The following is a 17313-nucleotide window of genomic DNA, read 5'->3' as shown; positions in this document are numbered from 1 at the left end:
TTTGAGAATAAGGTATTTCGAGCACTATGCACAAGAGGCTCTGTACATATTCCGTAAAATAAACTTATTTGATTAATGATTTACCTGTCATTTCTTTCGGTTGTTCTCCACCTAAAAGGTTTAAAACCGTTGGTGCAAGATCGGCCAAGATTCCGTCTTGACGCAGTTCTAATCCTTCTTGTGTCACAATTACAGGAACAGGATTTGTTGTGTGAGCCGTCATCGGATTGCCTTCCATCGTAATGACTTCATCAGCATTACCATGGTCAGCAGTAATGATCGCAGCTCCTCCTTTTGCAAGGATCGCATCGACCACTTTTCCTAAGCACTCATCCACTGTTTCAACTGCTTTAATCGTAGGCTCAAGCATCCCTGAGTGACCTACCATGTCAGGGTTTGCAAAGTTTAGGATGATCGCATCGTGCTTATCTGCTTCAATCTCTCCAACAAGCGCATCCGTTACTTCATAAGCACTCATCTCAGGCTTTAAGTCGTACGTTGCAACTTTAGGCGAGTCGATTAAGATACGCGTTTCACCAGGAAACTCTGCTTCACGTCCTCCACTGAAGAAGAACGTTACGTGTGGATACTTTTCCGTTTCAGCAATACGAAGCTGTTTAAAGTTTTGTTGTGATAAAACTTCACCTAATGTGTTGTCTAGGTTTGTAGGTTTGAACGCTACATCCCCATCAACCGTTTCACTAAAGTGTGTTAAACATACGAAGTGAAGGTTTTTCGGGAACGCTTCTCCGCGATCGAAACCACGGAAATCTTCGTTCGTAAACACTTGAGAGATTTGGATTGCACGGTCAGGACGGAAGTTACAGAAGATGACTGCATCTCCATCTTGAACGGTCGCAACAGGCTCTCCGTTCTCTTGTTTTAAAACAGAAGGAAGAACGAATTCATCATGAACGCCATTGCTGTATGAATCTTCAACAACTTCAAATGGATCTTTGTAATCTGGTCCTTCACCATAAACCATAGCACGGTATGATTTTTCAACTCGGTCCCAACGCTTATCACGGTCCATGGAATAGTAGCGGCCAGAAAGTGTTGCAATCTCACCAACACCGAGTTCATTCATCTTGTCCACTGTTCTTTGAATATAACCTTTAGCCGATTGCGGTGGTACATCACGCCCGTCCAAGAATCCGTGCAGATATACCTTTTCCACGTTCTGCTTTTTAGCTAGTTCTAATAGTGAAAGAATGTGTTCGATATGGCTGTGAATACCACCATCAGAAAGCAACCCAAAGATATGAAGTGCTTTGTCAGTCTTTTTCACATGGTCCATCGCATCAATAAACGTTTGATTTTCGTAAAAATCTCCTTCTTTGATCGATAGGTTCACGCGAGTCAAACTTTGGTAGACGATACGTCCTGCACCAATGTTTAAGTGACCCACTTCTGAGTTACCCATTTGACCTTCAGGAAGTCCAACGGCTTCCCCACTAGCTGTTAGTTGAGCATGCGGATACGTTTCCCAGTAGCGGTCAAAGTTGGGCTTTTTCGCTTGTGCAACAGCATTACCTTTGTCTTCATTACGGCAAGCAAAACCGTCTAAGATGATTAAAGCTACTGGTTTTTTACTCATCGGCTAACGCCCTCCAGAAGCTGAAGGTAAGATTTTGGCTCAAGGCTAGCTCCGCCAACCAAAGCGCCATCAATATCAGACATACCCATTAATTCTTTAATGTTGTCAGGCTTAACACTGCCGCCGTATTGAATACGAACTGCATCTGCAACATCCTGAGAGAATTGCTCTGCTACAACACTGCGGATGTAAGCACATACTTCGTTCGCATCTTCAGAAGATGCTGTTTTGCCTGTTCCGATTGCCCAAACTGGCTCATATGCGATAACCGTTTGTTTCATCTGCTCATCTGTTAATCCAGATAGACCTTTTTCAGTCTGTTCTTTTACAACGTCCTTCGTCTTGTCTGCTTCACGCTGTTCAAGCGTTTCACCCACACAAACGATCGGAGTCAGACCATGTTTGAATGCAGCATGTGTCTTTTGGTTAACAAGCTCATCTGTTTCACTAAAAAGTTCACGACGCTCAGAATGTCCAAGAATAACATATTGAACGTTAAGATCTTTTAGCATAACAGGGCTGATTTCACCTGTGAACGCACCACTTTCTTCAAAGTGCATGTTTTGTGCACCGATCGCAAGTGGTGTACCTTCTGACTCGTCTGCTAAGCTGTCAAGGAACAAAGCAGGAGCACAGATTACAGAGTCTACAGTTTCAGCTGAAGGCACAAGACCTTTCACTTCTTCTACAAAACTGCGTGCTTCTGTTAATGTTTTATTCATTTTCCAGTTACCTGCAATAATAGGTTTACGCATTCTTTTCACCTCTTAAAAGTGTTTCTTTTAGAGTAGTACTAAAAGTTGAAGCAGTCAGTTATACAGTAGCTTAATTGATAAGTCGATTGGAGTGTAAGGTGCGAGACTCCTGCGGGACAAGCGGTCAGGTGAGATACTTAGTGGCGCAAAGCGGCAAGTGGCTCACCGCCTGCCCCGCGGAAAGCGAAGCACCTGAAGTGGAAATCGACCGCGCACAAAATCTTACTTGTCGTTTAAAGCTACTACGCCTGGAAGTTCTTTACCTTCCATGAACTCAAGGGAAGCGCCGCCGCCTGTTGAGATGTGGCTCATCTTGTCAGCAAGACCAAACTTCTCAACCGCTGCAGCAGAATCTCCACCACCGATAACGCTATACGTGTCAGTTGCTTCTGCAAGTGCATTTGCTACTGAACGAGTACCGTTTGCGAATGCATCGATCTCAAATACACCCATCGGTCCGTTCCATATTACAAGCTTCGATTCTTTAATAACCTTTACGTACTTTTCAATCGTTTTTGTTCCGATATCAAGCCCTTCCCAATCAGATGGGATAGAATCGATCGCTACTACTTTCGTGTTAGCATCGTTCGAAAAATCGTCAGCTACTAAAACATCCTCAGCAATCAGGAAGTTCACGCCTTTTTCTTTAGCTTTTTCCATGAAACCGCGAGCTGTTTCAATCTTATCTTCTTCTAAAAGAGACTTCCCTACATCATGGCCAAGCGCCTTAATGAATGTATACCCTAAACCACCGCCGATGATCAGGTTGTCTACTTTGTCTAATAGATTATCGATTACGTCAATCTTATCCTTAACTTTTGCACCACCGATGATGGCAGTGAAAGGACGGTCAGGATTCGATAGAGCTTTTCCTAGCACTTCAAGTTCTTTTTCCATCAACAAACCGGAAACAGCAGGAAGATGTTTCGCGATCCCTTCTGTTGAAGCGTGCGCTCTGTGAGCTGCTCCAAATGCATCGTTTACGTACACATCAGCGTGTGCAGCAAATTTTTGTGCTAATTCAGGATCGTTCTTCTCTTCTCCTGGATAAAAACGAACGTTCTCAAGTAAGATCACGCCGCCTTCTTCTAGGTTAGCAACTGCCTTTTCAACTTCCTCGCCGTAAGCTTCATCCGTTTTTACAACTTCTTTACCAAGAAGCTCGCTTAAACGTTCTGCTACAGGAGTTAGACGAAGCTCTTCAACAACTTGTCCTTTTGGACGTCCTAAATGACTTGCTAAAAGAACTTTAGCGCCTTGCTCTGTTAAGTATTTGATGGTTGGAAGAGCAGCGTTGATACGCGTTTCATCCGTAATGTTTCCATCTTTCATTGGTACGTTAAAATCAACACGGCAAAATACGACTTTGCCTTTTAAATCGATGTCACGAACACTTTTTTTGTTCATAAGTACATGCAGCCTCCTGACTAGTAAAAAGATTAAAGAAACGACAATCCCAGGTTTTACATGGGAAAGAGGAGTAGAAGCCTGTTTGAAACGACTTCTCCCCCTCCTTATTGTTCTTCTCTATCTATTAAAGTCCTTTTTTAGCGATATAGTCAATTAAATCTACAACGCGGCTTGAGTATCCAGTTTCGTTATCGTACCAAGATACAACTTTAACCATGTTTCCTTCCATAACCATCGTGGAAAGAGCATCGATTGTAGAAGAGTGAGTGTCGCCATTGTAGTCAGTAGATACAAGCGGCTCTTCAGAGTAGCCAAGGATTCCTTTAAGGTTGCCTTCAGCTTCAGCTTTAAGTGCTGCGTTTACTTCGTCAACAGTAACTTCTTTGTCAAGTTCAACAACTAAGTCAACTAGAGATACGTTTGGAGTTGGAACACGCATTGCCATACCGTTTAGCTTACCTTTAAGTTCAGGAAGCACTAGAGAAACTGCTTTAGCAGCACCAGTTGAAGTTGGAATGATGTTCTCAGCTGCCGCACGAGCACGACGAAGATCTTTATGTGGAAGATCTAGAATTTGCTGATCGTTTGTGTATGAGTGAACAGTTGTCATCATACCGCGCTTCACGCCGAATTTCTCGTGAAGAACTTTTGCGAATGGTGCAAGACAGTTCGTTGTACAAGATGCGTTAGAGATAACATCGTGGCTAGCTGCATCGTACTTGTCTTCGTTAACACCCAGAACTACAGTGATATCCTCATCAGAAGCAGGAGCAGAAATGATTACTTTTTTAGCGCCAGCTTCTAAGTGTTTAGCAGCGTCTGCACGCTTAGTGAAACGTCCAGTTGATTCAACAACTACTTCTACACCAAGGTCTCCCCAGCCAAGTTGTGCTGGATCGCGCTCAGCTAAAACTTTGATTTCTTTGCCATCTACAATAAGTGCGTTTTCCTTAACTTCAACAGAACCAGCGAATTTGCCGTGTACTGTGTCATGCTTTAATAGGAAAGCAAGAGTGTCAGCATCTGTTAAGTCGTTTACAGCTACAACTTCTACCTCAGGGTTGTTGAATGCTGCGCGGAATACATTACGGCCAATACGACCGAAACCGTTAATACCAATTTTTGTTGCCATGTAAAATGACCTCCTTGATTTAAGAGAGAATTTATTTTTTATATAAAGGGAAATCCCCTTAATAACGAATTGAAAATGAACTTACGAGCGTCCCAATAATTGTCGGGCAGCTCCTTCGTCCGTGATTAAAACCTTTTTCGGACCGTGTTTCATGAATGCTGCAATCGCATCGGATTTAGATGATCCGCCTGCTACAGCCATGATGAAATCACTATTCTGCAGCTCATCTAGCTGCAAGCCAATCGTGCGCACGCGGTGAACCACTTCACCCTGCTGATCAAAGTAATAGCCGAATGCTTCTGCAACAGCTTTTTCTTTCTCCAGCTTTTGTAGAACGGATGGATTTGAGTTTCGACGTACTGCCATTGTTTTAGCATCGCCAATCCCGTGAAGCACTATACCAGCGGAGTGTATGAGCTCCATGACTTCTTTAACACCTGGCTCAGCCATCAAAGATAGATACGTTTCTTTACTCAACTGATCAGGTAGATGAAGAAGCCTGTATTCCCCATTGGCTTTTTGAGCCATCGTGGAACAAATGGTGTTCGCTTGGTTCTCAACCTTTTCACCAAGTCCGCCTCGGGCAGGAACAAACAATAACTGTTGTCCTTTCTGTATAGGTGACATCATCTCTGCAACTGAAGCGAGTGTTGTTCCACCCGTTACAGCGATAACATTCTTCGCTGATAGCTGACGCTTTAATCGGTCTGCTGCAGCCTTACCCATATCATTTTTTACCCACACATCTTGATCACTATCACCTGGTACTACGATGACTTCTGACAGATTTAACATTTCCTTAAGTTTTGATTCTAAAACATGCAAACCAGACAATTCTTTCATCATCTCAGAAAGCTCTAGTAAAATATCATGTCCTTCTGATGTTAATGACATGCCAGCGGTCTGAATGTTTAGAAGTCCTTGATCTTTTAGAAACGAAACTTCTGAGCGCAGTACGCGTTCTGTCAGGTTCAAGGTTGATGCTAAACTTCTTCTTCCAATAGGTTCATGAATTCTCACCACGTTTAAAACGTTGTATCGCTTTCGCATCGTTTCTAGAAGATCTGGCAGCAACTTCTTTTGTATCTCTATAAGTTTTTTCATTGCACATTTCTCCTGATTCAATGAGATGAACGATTAAGCTCTCTGGAATTTTTTGATGGCAAACCCAGTTGGACTTTTTATGTCCCGGTTAGTCATTTTTTGTCCCATTAGCTTAAGAAAATAACTTGGTTTGACCCAAGTCCCAATATTACCTATTGTAGATTACCCTGAAAGTGATCTTTTAAAACGTGCCAGACTTCACTTTTTGTCATAAAAGTGTCGAATTTCTCTCTGGCAAGTTTATATTATCAAATAGTCTCACTACATTTCAACAACTTTTACTTATTAAAAATTAGTAAGCGCTTTCTTTACTTTACTTTCTGAGATCATTCCGTAGTCAATTTCTTTCCCATCGACTTCAATAACAGGAATCATCAATCCGTATTTTTCAAGAAGGAGATCATCTTGATAGATGTCGATCGACTCTAAGGTGAACGAGATCTCCTGCTGCAGCTTCTGTAATAGTTTATGTGCATCATCACAAAGTGGACAATGTATTTTCGTATAAAGTATGACTTTTTTTTCACCCATTTTTAGTACTCCTTCCTTTGTATTCATCGTTGATTTTAAAAAGCAATTGATTTCCGTTGCAGATGCCCGCATTCCACGGGTAGGCAGTGAGCCACACCCATACGTTATGTATCAGTGCCTCACCTTTCAAGTGGCATTGGCTAGCCAAACAAAAAGGACTTCTCCGTGAGGAAAAGACCTTAGTTTAAGAGGTATACCGTTTCCGTTTTGAAGAAGATGGTATGTTTAATTCTTCCCGATATTTCGCAACCGTTCTTCGGGATATCGAGAGACCGCTGTTCTTTTCTAAGAGAGATGCAAGTATCTGGTCTGATAAAGGTTTGGTTTTATCTTCGTTCTCTACCAATTTCTTAATTTCCGATTTGGCGGAAGTTGCAGAAACGCTGCCCCCATCTTGTGTAAAGATTTTAGCTGTAAAAAAGGATTTAAGCTCCACTGCACCTTTTGATGTTTGAATTACTTTATTTTTGACAGCTCGACTTACCGTGGATTCGTGTACCCCGATTTCGTATGCCACTTCTTTTAAAGTGAGTGGTACCATATCCGATCGATCGAATGTTAAAAAATACTTCTCTTGTACTCTGACGATCTCATTTGTTATGTTAAGGAGCGTTTCTTTTCTTTGTTCTAGAGCCTTTTTCAACCAATTAAACTTTTGGAAAGAATCATCTAAAAATTTCGATGTTGCGTTTTTTCCGTTTAAGAGTGTGCCATAGCTTTCGTTCAACTTGAGCATTGGTGAGTATTGCTCGTTAACAGCAATGTGAAATTTTCCGTTCTCTTCTGTTACAGAGACATCTGGATATAAATACGCTTGATCGTTGGCAGGAGCGTACGCAGCGCCTGGTCGAGGATCAAGTGTTTGAAGAAAATCCGCCGCTGCTTCTACTTCTTGTGGTGTTACGTTTAGATGAGTTGATAGCCATTTCATCTTACGCTCTGCTAGCTGGTCTAAATACTGATCTACGATTATGTAGCTTATTGTATGTTCTTGATGTTGTTCTTGAAGTTGAAGCAACAGACACTCTCTTAGATCTCGTGCACCGATTCCAACAGGCTCTAACGTTTGAAGGAGTGAGATAAGCTCCTCACATTTTTCAACTGTTGTTTGAAACCGATGTGCCGTATCCTCAGCAGAGACGGTGAGATACCCGCTCTCGTCTACACTTAGCAGTAAGTATTGAAATATTCTTCGATCCTGTTCTTGGATCGGCAGAAGGATCGATTGTTTATAAAGGTAGTCGTACAAGGTTTCTTTCTCTATGATCAGATGCTCGAGTGGTTGCTGTGCATCTGAGCGGCCATTAATCCCATTTTTCCGCACGCTTTTCTTCAATGTCGTGAACATACCCTTTGGTTCTGCAATTTCAATAAGCGGATTCTCTAATGCCTGCTCTTGAAGATATGATGTCAGTTCATAACTGGGAACTTGTAAGATGGCAATGGCCTGGCGCAATTCAGTTGTCATGACAAGGTTCATGCTCTGTTGTTGAAACAAACCCATTTCCATTCTAAATCCCCCCTATTCCTTCATCATACTACAGATGTAAGCGCTATACATCCTACAAAATTTGGGGTCTGACCCCACACAAATACAAATCCTAGAAATTTGTATTTGTGAGGAAGACAGCTAGCTCTGCATACATACTAGATTACAAAGACTTCTTAAGATCTTCAGCCAACAAAAAAATGCCAGCACCGCCCGAAGGCAGTCTGGCATTTTAAACTTTACTATTAAAGTTTTGTTACGTTAGCAGCTTGCGGTCCACGCTCGCCATCAACGATTTCGAAAGATACTTCTTGTCCTTCTTCAAGAGACTTGAAGCCTTCTGATTGAATTGCAGAAAAGTGAACGAATACGTCGTTTCCGCCTTCAACTTCGATGAAGCCGAAACCTTTCTCAGCGTTGAACCATTTTACTTTACCATTTTGCATGGGTGTTTCCTCCTTACAAACGCTATGTAAGCGTTTTAACTCTTTTAACCGACTTACTATGTAAATAAAAAGGCATAAAAAAATGCGCACTCATCTGAATAATTCTGAAGTGGATTTTAAGTGTTCCACTTCTTATTCAAAAAGTACGACCGCTTTAAATCCAAAAGATATTCACAACGTAAATGGTTGAATTAACTATAACATGCTAAAACTCAATTGTCAAAACAAGGGATACAAATTTTAATATCCTTTTGCACAAACATTAAGATAGGCTATGATAGATAAAGAACAAGAACCTTTTAGAATGGGTTTTACGAATGAAGGAGGAACAACGAGTGAGCGAAGCATTTTCAGTCCATTATTTTAAAGAGAATTTTCAGCAATACATAGAGCGCAATAAAGATGTTTTCACGAAGACTCATGCGATGAATGCCTACTACCGTTCGATCGTCGGCACTCTTATTAATGATAATCTTAACAAAAACAGTGAGATCGTACGTCGCATCCGCAACTTAGAAACCGCCTATATCGAGATTAAAAACGAAAACTAAAGCTTATTTTTCTCATTTAAGGGTATTGTTTTCACATGTAGAGGTTTAAAATCCTGCATATAGCGGGCATTATGATGATAGCCCATACATAAGGTGTAAGAAGGATATTGAGCATTGCTGGCGAAATGAGTTACATACAGCATATCGTTTGACCTTGTTTGACCTTTTTTGTATGATGACAGTACAGTTTAACTTGAAAAAGGAGAAGGAGGATTTCCATGAACTTAATTCCAACAGTAATTGAACAAACGAACCGTGGGGAGCGCGCTTACGATATCTACTCCCGTCTATTAAAAGACCGTATTATTATGCTTGGCAGTGCGATCGACGATAATGTTTCAAACTCAATCGTAGCACAACTTCTATTCTTAGCTGCTGAAGATCCTGATAAAGACATCTCGTTATACATAAACAGCCCAGGTGGTTCGATCACAGCTGGTATGGCGATCTATGACACGATGAACTTCATCAAGCCGCACGTTTCCACGATCTGTATCGGTATGGCTGCATCTATGGGTGCCTTCTTGCTTGCTGCAGGGGAAAAAGGAAAGCGTTATGTGCTACCTAACTCTGAAGTTATGATTCACCAACCTCTTGGAGGAACACGTGGTCAAGCAAGTGATATCGAAATTCACGCTCGTCGTATCATCCAGATGCGCGAACAGCTGAACAAGATCCTTTCTGAAAAAACAGGTCAGCCGCTTGAAGTCATCGAGCGCGACACAGACCGTGATAACTTCTTGCTTGCAGAAGATGCGGTTAAATACGGATTGGTTGATAAACTAATCACATCTGTAGACAGCACAGATATTAAAAAATAAGTAAGGTAATAAAAAAACTGGACTGCAGGATCTGCAGTCCAGTTTTTTTGTGGTTTATAAAACAGCTACGATTTTTCCTTTTACATGTCTTTCTGAAAGTTTGATAAGCCCTGCCGGTACTTCTTCCAACGAGATTTTTTCAGAGATCATCGCGGAAATTTTCCCTTCGACGACAAGTTGTGCTAATTCTTCGTTCATGGTCGCTAAATCTTTTAAAGCTTTTATTGAATTTGAGAAATGAGCAGCTCCTAACGCGATTTCATGAAAAGAAAGAGCCTGACTGAAAGGCTTTACAGCCGAATAATCTGGGTTTCCTGCAATGAAAGCAATGCGTCCGTTAAAGGCGATGCTTTTTAATGATTCCGTGGCATTCTCCCGGCTAACCGTGTCAAGGACCGCATCGACTCCAACTTCGCTCGTAAGTTCCATCACACGTGCATGAACGTCTTCTGTTTTATAAAAAATCACGTGATCGGCTCCAAGACTTTTTACATATTCCTCATTTTCAGGCGAACACGTTGTGATGATGGTAGCTCCGATTTGTTTTGCCAACTGGATTGCAAATCCACCGACACCACCAGCTCCACCGTGAATCAAGATGGTCTCCCCTTGTTGAAGGTTCATCTTTCTAAAAAGTGCTTGATACGCTGTCATCCCTGCACAAGGAAGAGCCGCTGCCTCTTCAAATGAAAGCTCAACAGGAATTCTAGCCAAAGAATGAGCCGTTGTCACCGCATACTCAGCAAAACCGCCTCTTTTCATAAAGTTGCCGTGGAAAAAAACACGATCTCCCTGCTTGAATTCAGAAACGCCTTCACCAGCTTCTTCAACAATTCCCGCTGCGTCAACACCAAGGATGTGAGGGTAGTTCCATGCTGGGTTTCCGTGAGTTGCTGTTTTATAGTCAACAGGATTAAGTCCAGCAGCCTTGATACGAATCAAGACTTCACCTGGTCCAGGAGTAGGTTTTTCCGTTTCCTGAACCTTCATCTCACTCCACATATTTTTGTCTTCAAGCGTTAAAGCTTTCATCTATACTCGCCCCTTTGAGTTTGGAAATATGAAAAGAATATAAGGGACAGTATATCCATTTTCGGCATTTGGTAATAGCAATCTGCTCAGATGATGATTGTTTTACAGCTTAAGTAATCAATGGTTCGATGAGTTGATTATTAATGTCGTGAGTGTCTTCACCGAATAGACAAAACGGGGGTTTGTATTTGTCTGGGGTCTGTCCCCCCCTCTATTGCTTTCAGCATAGCTTTTGCTTTATTGACCGTTTCTTCGTACTCTCGCTCAGGAACTGAATCGGCAACCACGCCTGCACCTGCTTGGACGTAGGCTTTGCCATCCTGAAATACGATTGTCCGTATGGCAATACAAGAGTCCATCTGGCCGTTAAATCCTAAGTATCCGATGGCTCCTCCGTAAACACCGCGTGACTGTTGCTCTAGTTCAGAAATAATCTGCATGGCTCTGACCTTTGGTGCACCTGAAACAGTTCCCGCCGGCATACAAGACCTGAGAGCATCGAAGAAGTCTTTATCTTTTTGCAATTTACCTTTCACGTGTGAGACCATGTGCATCACATGTGAATATCGCTCTATCTCCATATATGAATCTAGTTCTACAGTTCCGTATTCGCTCACTCTTCCTACATCGTTTCTTCCTAAATCAACAAGCATGACATGCTCTGCTCGTTCTTTTTCATCAGCAAGCAAGTCCTGCTCAAAAGCCAAATCCTCCTGAAGCGTCTTGCCTCTTGGACGTGTTCCTGCGATCGGTCTGTTCTCCACACATCCATCATCCACTTTTACAAGAAGCTCTGGGGAAGCCCCCACGATATACGCGTCCTTCGATTTGTAATAATACATATATGGCGAAGGATTCATCGAACGCAGAAGTCGATACACATCGAACGGGTCCGCTTCGGTTTCCTGTTCGAATCTCTGTGATAATACGACCTGAAAAACATCTCCCGTTTTGATATATTCCTTCGCTTGCTTCACCATGTAACAAAATTCTTCTTTTGTATGTGAAGAACGAACCTCGTTTTTTTTCATTTCCGATAAAGGAAATTCAGTCTGAACAGCTTTCTTTTTTGCGGGTTGCTGCAGCTCTTCATACGTTCTACGAATTCTATCGCACACTTGTTCATATTTTTCGTGTAAGTTGTTTTCACTATCATCAGGAGAAACGTGCAGATTGCATACAATCGTTGTTTTTTGTTTCAGATGGTCGAATACGATGACTTCATCTGTAAACAAAAATTCCATTTCATGTTCTTGCTCAGATGGAGATTTTGGTCTTGAGACATTTTCAAACGTATGAATCAGATCATAGCCGAAAAAGCCAACAGCGCCTCCTGTGAACGGAGGCAGAGAAGAGTGTTTAGGAGATTTGTATCGTGATACGTAGTCTTTCACGATATCTAACGGAGAACCGTGCTTTTGTATACTTTTCTTATCATTTATAAACGTGATATCTACTGTCTTCCCTGATGATGACACCACCAAGAACGGCTTTCGGCCAATATACGAATATCTCGCCCAACGCTCTCCGCCTTCAACACTTTCTAGCAGAAAAGCATGTTCTTCATGACGAACTCTCTCAAACTGAGAGATGCACGTTTCATGGTCAGATAGGTAAGTAAAACCGATTGGAATCACATTAAAATTTTCTTTTGATAGAGAAACGACTTCCTCTATATTTGGTATAAACATGTTATTTTCACCTCTTTCAAAAAATAAAAACCTCTCGCTTGTTACAGCGGAGGCTGATGTTTGCATCATAAAAAAACTAAGAAAGAGGTTTAATCGGAGGATTAAAATACTCTCAACTCAGCTCAAACTATGCTCTCTTTTCTCCACTCATCTCAACTCTAACTATTCTCCTGATTAGTGATTAATATATAGCGTTACCCCTTTTCTGTCAACTCTCAAATGAGTAGACATCTCTTTTTGAAATGAGATGTCTTTGAAATAGAAAATCGAATAATATTGAATGCTTTTTCCTAAGGTTCATTTATCGATAAAAAGAATGCCGAATCACCCACACCCAGCAGACACTAAAAAATAAAATAAGACTAAATATAATCGTAATCATAAAAGCGAGGCCAAGAAACAGTCCTGAACTTGCTGGATATTGCAACGAAAATCCTGCCAATGCTAAAGGATAAAGAAAGATAAAAATCAACATTAAAACCCAGAAAATCAAACGTACAGAACTTCTTCGAGGTTTAATCAGATAAAGTGTCAGAAGGATATTTAGAATCGTTAATCCTGCGGCAAACGACCAGTCATGCATAAAACTTGTGTGATGCAAAGTAATCGCCTCCCTTTTTCCTCTTTAACAGTATATAGAGTGAACGGTGTGGGCCAACCCTGCAAAATCGAAAAAACCGGTGATTTGTCCTTATAGAAAGGACAAATCACCGGTTTTGTAATTGTATGGGGTCAGACCCCCGTTATTCTGCTTTGGAAACAAAAGCAGTTAGGGCTTCGATTGCTTCGTTCTCATCAGGGCCATCAACAGCGAGTACAAGTTCACTGCCAGATCCTACAGCTAAGCTCATGATTCCCATAATGCTCTTTGCATTTACTTTCTTGCCTTCCTTCTCAACAAATACATCAGATGTGTAACGGTTTGCTTCTTGGACGAACAATGCCGCTGGGCGTGCTTGCAGTCCACTCTTCAACTGCACGGTTACTTTCTTTTCAACCATTCTACCTTACCTCCTCTAACCTTATCTCTCTATGAAAAACATCAATGGATGGGTTGACCGTTTCTAATCTTCGTAGCGATTTCATCAATCTTACGTAATCGGTGGTTAACACCTGATTTACTAACAGGGCCTGATGATACCATCTCGCCAAGCTCTTTGAGGGTAATTTCTTGATGCGTGACTCTCAGTTGCGCAATCTCGCGCAGCTTATCTGGAAGTGTCTCAAGTCCTACCTGTTCGTCAATAAACTTAATGTTCTCGACCTGTCTCATAGCAGCCCCTACTGTTTTGTTGAGGTTCGCTGTCTCACAGTTTACGAGTCGGTTCACTGAGTTACGCATATCTTTTAAGATTCTAATATCTTCAAAAAATAATACTGCGTGATGAGCGCCGATCAGTGTCAGGAACTCTGAAATCTTTTCGCCATCTTTTAAATAGATAATATAACCTTTTTTGCGTTCTAGAACTTTTGCTTTAAGTTCAAATTTGTTCATCAGTTCAGCTAATGCAACCGTATGCTCTTCATACATAGAGAATATCTCTAGGTGATAGCTTGTCTCTGGGTGGTTTACAGACCCACCTGCTAAGAACGCACCTCTCATGTATGCACGGCGGCAACAGCTCTTCTTATTAAATTCCTCTGCAATGTTGCGGGTAAACGTAAAAGCTCCGTCAATAATCTTCAAATCTTCCAACAATGCTCTTGATTCTTCTGAAACACGTACAATGTAGACATTATTCTTTTTCAAGCGCATCTTTTTTCGTACTAATAGCTCTACGTGATAAGGATATACACGTTTGATCAACGTATAGATTCTTCTTGCAATAGCAGCATTTTCAGTCGGGATATCCAGAATCAATTTTCTGTTGCTGAAAGAGATGGAACCATTCATTCGAATTAAGGCAGCTAACTCTGCTTTTTTACAGCAATCTTTCAGTTCGAGCTGCGTTAATTCCTTTTTTGTATCTGCAGCAAAAGACACCTGCATCACCACCTCTCTTCCATCCGTTTCAATCCGTATTCTATTTTTCAATAAGTCCTAACAATAAGTCAGAAACACGCTGTGCATCGTGTCTGACAAGCGTTCCGTACTGAATGATGTTGTCACATAACAAACCGATTCCGAACGACTTTAACCGTTCCTCATCATAAGTAACTTGCGATGCGCCTTCTTCCAAATATAGATCCAGGTATTCTGAAGGAATCTTTTCATTGTTCGCGATCACAACATCGATAAAGTTGTGGCCCACATGATCGATCAATGCCTGAATGTGATCACCAGCCGTGTAACCTGTAGTCTCTCCAGGCTGTGTCATGACATTACATACATAAACTCTAGGAGCCGTTGCCTCACGGATGCTCGTGGAAATTCCGTTCACAAGAAGGTTCGGCAAGATGCTCGTGTACAAACTTCCTGGTCCGATCACGATCAAATCGGCTTCTTGAATCGCTTTCACACTTTCACGAAGAGGCTCGATCTTTTCATCAGATAAAAAGACGCGTTTGATTTTCTTATTCGACAGCGGGATCTTAGATTCCCCCTGAACAATCGTCCCATCTTCTAACTCCGCACATAGAATAATACTGTTTTTCGCTGCAGGCAGTACTTGTCCTCTTACGTTTAAAACGCGGCTAAGTTCCCGAATTCCTGTTAAAAAATCTCCCGTAATATCGTGCATGGCAGCAAGAAGCAAGTTTCCAAGCGAATGACCCGTAATTCCGTCTCCCACTTTAAACCTATGCTGAAACATTTTTTCTACAAGCGGTTCCACTTCAGAAAGTGCGGCGATCACGTTTCTCACATCACCGGGAGGAGGCATATCGTAATCTCTCCTCAACCTTCCTGAGCTGCCGCCGTCATCTGCAACCGTAACGATAGCAGTGATATCAACTGGATAGCGCTTTAAACCGCGGAGAAGAACAGAAAGACCTGTTCCTCCGCCAAGCACTACCACTTTCGGCTGCTTATTCATTTAAACTTTATCCTTTCCCATATCTCTGTGAGAGCTGAATGTCACATATTCTTTGGAAAGTGCATTTCCGATATATTCAGCTAGAGCTACAGAACGATGTTTTCCGCCTGTACATCCGATCCCGATAATCAGCTGGCTCTTGCCTTCTCTCTTATATTGCGGAATCATAAACTGAAGCAGATCAAGCAGCTTTTCTAAAAACATGTTCGTTTCCGGCCACTTCAATACATACTCTGAAATATCTGCTTCAAGCCCTGTTCGCGGTCTCATATGCTCAATATAATGAGGATTTGGTAGGAAACGCACGTCGAACACTAAGTCAGCGTCGATCGGCATCCCGTACTTAAATCCGAATGACATTACGTTGATCGTGAACGGATGAGCGGCATTTGCAGAAAAACGCTGAATGATACGTTCACGTAATTGAAGTGGTTTTAAGTCAGATGTATCTAAGACTTGCTGTGCTCTTCCTTTTAGTTCTTCAAGCATCTCACGCTCTTGAGTAATCCCTTGAAGCGGGTTTCCACTCTTCGCCAAAGGATGAGAACGTCGGGTTTCTTTGTATCTGCGTACAAGTGTTGCATCCTTACAATCCAAATATAAAATCTGCGGCTGAACATCCGATGAGAGGGCAAGTTGATCGAGCGTTGAAAACAACTGATCAAAAAACTCGCGACCACGAAGGTCCATAACAAGTGCCACCTTGTTCAACTTGCCAGCAGATTCTTGCATTAATTCTACAAATTTAGGGAGTAGTGCAGGTGGTAGATTATCAACACAGAAAAAGCCTAAATCTTCAAAGCTCTGCATGGCTACCGTCTTCCCGGCCCCTGACATTCCTGTAATAATCACCATTTGTACATCATGTCTTTCCATGCCATTTCCCCCCAGTTTACTATGTTCCATTTTTATGCGACCCGTCTTAACTTATGCTGGGTCTAAACGATAAGAAAGCAGTTCAAAATCAGGTGTATACGTAAATGTGCCAAATATCATGTTGCTGCCACTCGTCATATAGTCAAGAATGTGATGATCTCCTGGCGCCATCGGAAGTTCACGTACTTCTTCAACCGGCTTCCATGACAAAATCCCTTCTTCACATTCATCTAATGCAACACCTTCTGAGTCTGTTGCAAAAAAGGTAAACATCATCCACTCAGAGACGATCTTGTCGCCTTCTTTAATAATAAAATTAAACACACCTTTAAGCTGCGGATTCTTCAGATAGATTCCCGTTTCTTCACGGTACTCGCGTATAACAGAATCACGGATAGACTCGGTAGACTCCATCTTTCCGCCTGGTGCTACCCACCAGCCCCGTCTAGGCTTTTGAAGTAAAAGCACTTGATTATCTCTTATTAACACACAGTTTGTTACTCTTTGCACTTGTTTTCACCTCAGGGCTATGTCCTACTTTTTAGTATACTAAATTATGTAACCCCTCACAATACAGAGGCCTCAAGGGTTTGACGTATTTTAGCATTCTAATTTATGGTATTTTGCTTTTCTTATTATGTGAAAAAAGAACCTATTAAATTAAAGGAATTATTTCAATACAGGTAATACCTTTGCGACATTTAACTGAGAAGCTTCTGAGCAAATACTCCCTTCACTATGATCGCTTGTTTAAAACGAGATCCTTAAACTAAAAGCTAGCTTTCAGGCATTACCTCTTCTTTGGCAAAGTTGATTGGAGCGCAAGGTGTGAGACTCCTGCGGGACAGGCGGGCAGGTGAGACACTTAAGAGTGAAACGAACAAATGTGGCTCACCGCCTGCC

18 protein-coding genes are annotated in these 17313 nt (G+C 41.8%); 2 read left to right on the top strand and 16 right to left on the bottom strand.

The window, feature by feature from the left end:
• Positions 1-64: 64 nt before the first annotated feature.
• From gpmI to cspD, 8 genes are all read right to left on the bottom strand, one after another.
• Positions 65-1597: a 2,3-bisphosphoglycerate-independent phosphoglycerate mutase gene (gpmI, locus tag IHV11_RS00945; RefSeq protein WP_197193475.1), complete on the bottom strand. Its 1533-nt coding sequence runs from the start codon at positions 1595-1597 to the stop codon at positions 65-67.
• Positions 1594-2352, bottom strand: a complete 759-nt coding sequence (gene tpiA, locus IHV11_RS00940) for a triose-phosphate isomerase (RefSeq protein ID WP_197193474.1) — start codon at positions 2350-2352, stop codon at positions 1594-1596. Before tpiA ends, gpmI begins: the two co-directional genes overlap by 4 nt.
• 222 nt (positions 2353-2574) lie before the next feature.
• Positions 2575-3759 (bottom strand): phosphoglycerate kinase, encoded by a 1185-nt coding sequence (locus IHV11_RS00935; protein ID WP_137791696.1) that lies wholly within the window; start codon positions 3757-3759, stop codon positions 2575-2577.
• 127 nt (positions 3760-3886) lie between these two features.
• Positions 3887-4894, bottom strand: coding sequence for a type I glyceraldehyde-3-phosphate dehydrogenase (gap, locus tag IHV11_RS00930; RefSeq protein ID WP_066397583.1), 1008 nt, complete (start codon positions 4892-4894; stop codon positions 3887-3889).
• Positions 4895-4975: 81 nt separating this feature from the next.
• On the bottom strand, positions 4976-5998 hold the full coding sequence (locus IHV11_RS00925) for a sugar-binding transcriptional regulator (RefSeq protein ID WP_197129355.1): 1023 nt from the start codon (positions 5996-5998) through the stop codon (positions 4976-4978).
• A gap of 285 nt (positions 5999-6283) precedes the next feature.
• Entirely contained in the window at positions 6284-6529 is a 246-nt protein-coding gene (locus tag IHV11_RS00920; protein ID WP_197193473.1) for a glutaredoxin family protein, read from the bottom strand.
• A gap of 184 nt (positions 6530-6713) precedes the next feature.
• Positions 6714-8039 carry an RNA polymerase factor sigma-54 gene (gene rpoN / locus IHV11_RS00915; protein ID WP_197193472.1) on the bottom strand — a complete coding sequence of 442 codons (1326 nt, stop codon included), beginning with the start codon at positions 8037-8039 and terminating at the stop codon, positions 6714-6716.
• A gap of 224 nt (positions 8040-8263) precedes the next feature.
• The gene (gene cspD, locus IHV11_RS00910) at positions 8264-8464 is read right to left on the bottom strand and encodes a cold-shock protein CspD (protein WP_066245685.1); all 201 of its coding nucleotides are present in this window, start codon (positions 8462-8464) and stop codon (positions 8264-8266) included.
• Positions 8465-8799: 335 nt separating this feature from the next.
• Between cspD and yvfG the strand changes: the two genes are divergently transcribed.
• A complete protein-coding gene (gene yvfG, locus IHV11_RS00905; RefSeq protein ID WP_197193471.1) occupies positions 8800-9015 on the top strand; it encodes a protein YvfG in 216 nt (71 codons plus the stop codon).
• 218 nt (positions 9016-9233) lie between these two features.
• Entirely contained in the window at positions 9234-9836 is a 603-nt protein-coding gene (gene clpP, locus IHV11_RS00900; protein ID WP_137791692.1) for an ATP-dependent Clp endopeptidase proteolytic subunit ClpP, read from the top strand.
• 54 nt (positions 9837-9890) lie between these two features.
• Here clpP and IHV11_RS00895 read toward each other — a convergent pair whose 3' ends face one another.
• From IHV11_RS00895 to IHV11_RS00860, 8 genes are all read right to left on the bottom strand, one after another.
• On the bottom strand, positions 9891-10868 hold the full coding sequence (locus IHV11_RS00895) for a zinc-binding dehydrogenase (protein ID WP_197193470.1): 978 nt from the start codon (positions 10866-10868) through the stop codon (positions 9891-9893).
• Between the two features lie 158 nt (positions 10869-11026).
• A complete protein-coding gene (gene trpE / locus IHV11_RS00890) occupies positions 11027-12559 on the bottom strand; it encodes an anthranilate synthase component I (RefSeq protein WP_197193469.1) in 1533 nt (510 codons plus the stop codon).
• 301 nt (positions 12560-12860) lie between these two features.
• A complete protein-coding gene (locus tag IHV11_RS00885) occupies positions 12861-13160 on the bottom strand; it encodes a hypothetical protein (protein WP_197189756.1) in 300 nt (99 codons plus the stop codon).
• A 142-nt stretch (positions 13161-13302) separates the two neighbouring features.
• Entirely contained in the window at positions 13303-13560 is a 258-nt protein-coding gene (locus tag IHV11_RS00880) for an HPr family phosphocarrier protein (protein WP_197193468.1), read from the bottom strand.
• A gap of 41 nt (positions 13561-13601) precedes the next feature.
• Positions 13602-14543 (bottom strand): DNA-binding protein WhiA, encoded by a 942-nt coding sequence (whiA, locus tag IHV11_RS00875; protein ID WP_191752265.1) that lies wholly within the window; start codon positions 14541-14543, stop codon positions 13602-13604.
• Between the two features lie 40 nt (positions 14544-14583).
• Positions 14584-15534 (bottom strand): gluconeogenesis factor YvcK family protein, encoded by a 951-nt coding sequence (locus IHV11_RS00870; protein WP_197129336.1) that lies wholly within the window; start codon positions 15532-15534, stop codon positions 14584-14586.
• The gene (gene rapZ, locus IHV11_RS00865; RefSeq protein ID WP_197129333.1) at positions 15535-16410 is read right to left on the bottom strand and encodes an RNase adapter RapZ; all 876 of its coding nucleotides are present in this window, start codon (positions 16408-16410) and stop codon (positions 15535-15537) included.
• A 51-nt stretch (positions 16411-16461) separates the two neighbouring features.
• Positions 16462-16920: an NUDIX hydrolase gene (locus tag IHV11_RS00860; RefSeq protein ID WP_066397616.1), complete on the bottom strand. Its 459-nt coding sequence runs from the start codon at positions 16918-16920 to the stop codon at positions 16462-16464.
• Positions 16921-17313: the final 393 nt, after the last annotated feature.

The sequence above is a fragment of the Fictibacillus sp. 26RED30 genome, from assembly GCF_015903845.1.
In the GTDB taxonomy this organism is placed as follows: domain Bacteria; phylum Bacillota; class Bacilli; order Bacillales; family Fictibacillaceae; genus Fictibacillus; species Fictibacillus phosphorivorans.
This window is presented reverse-complemented; position numbering and strand designations above follow the sequence as displayed.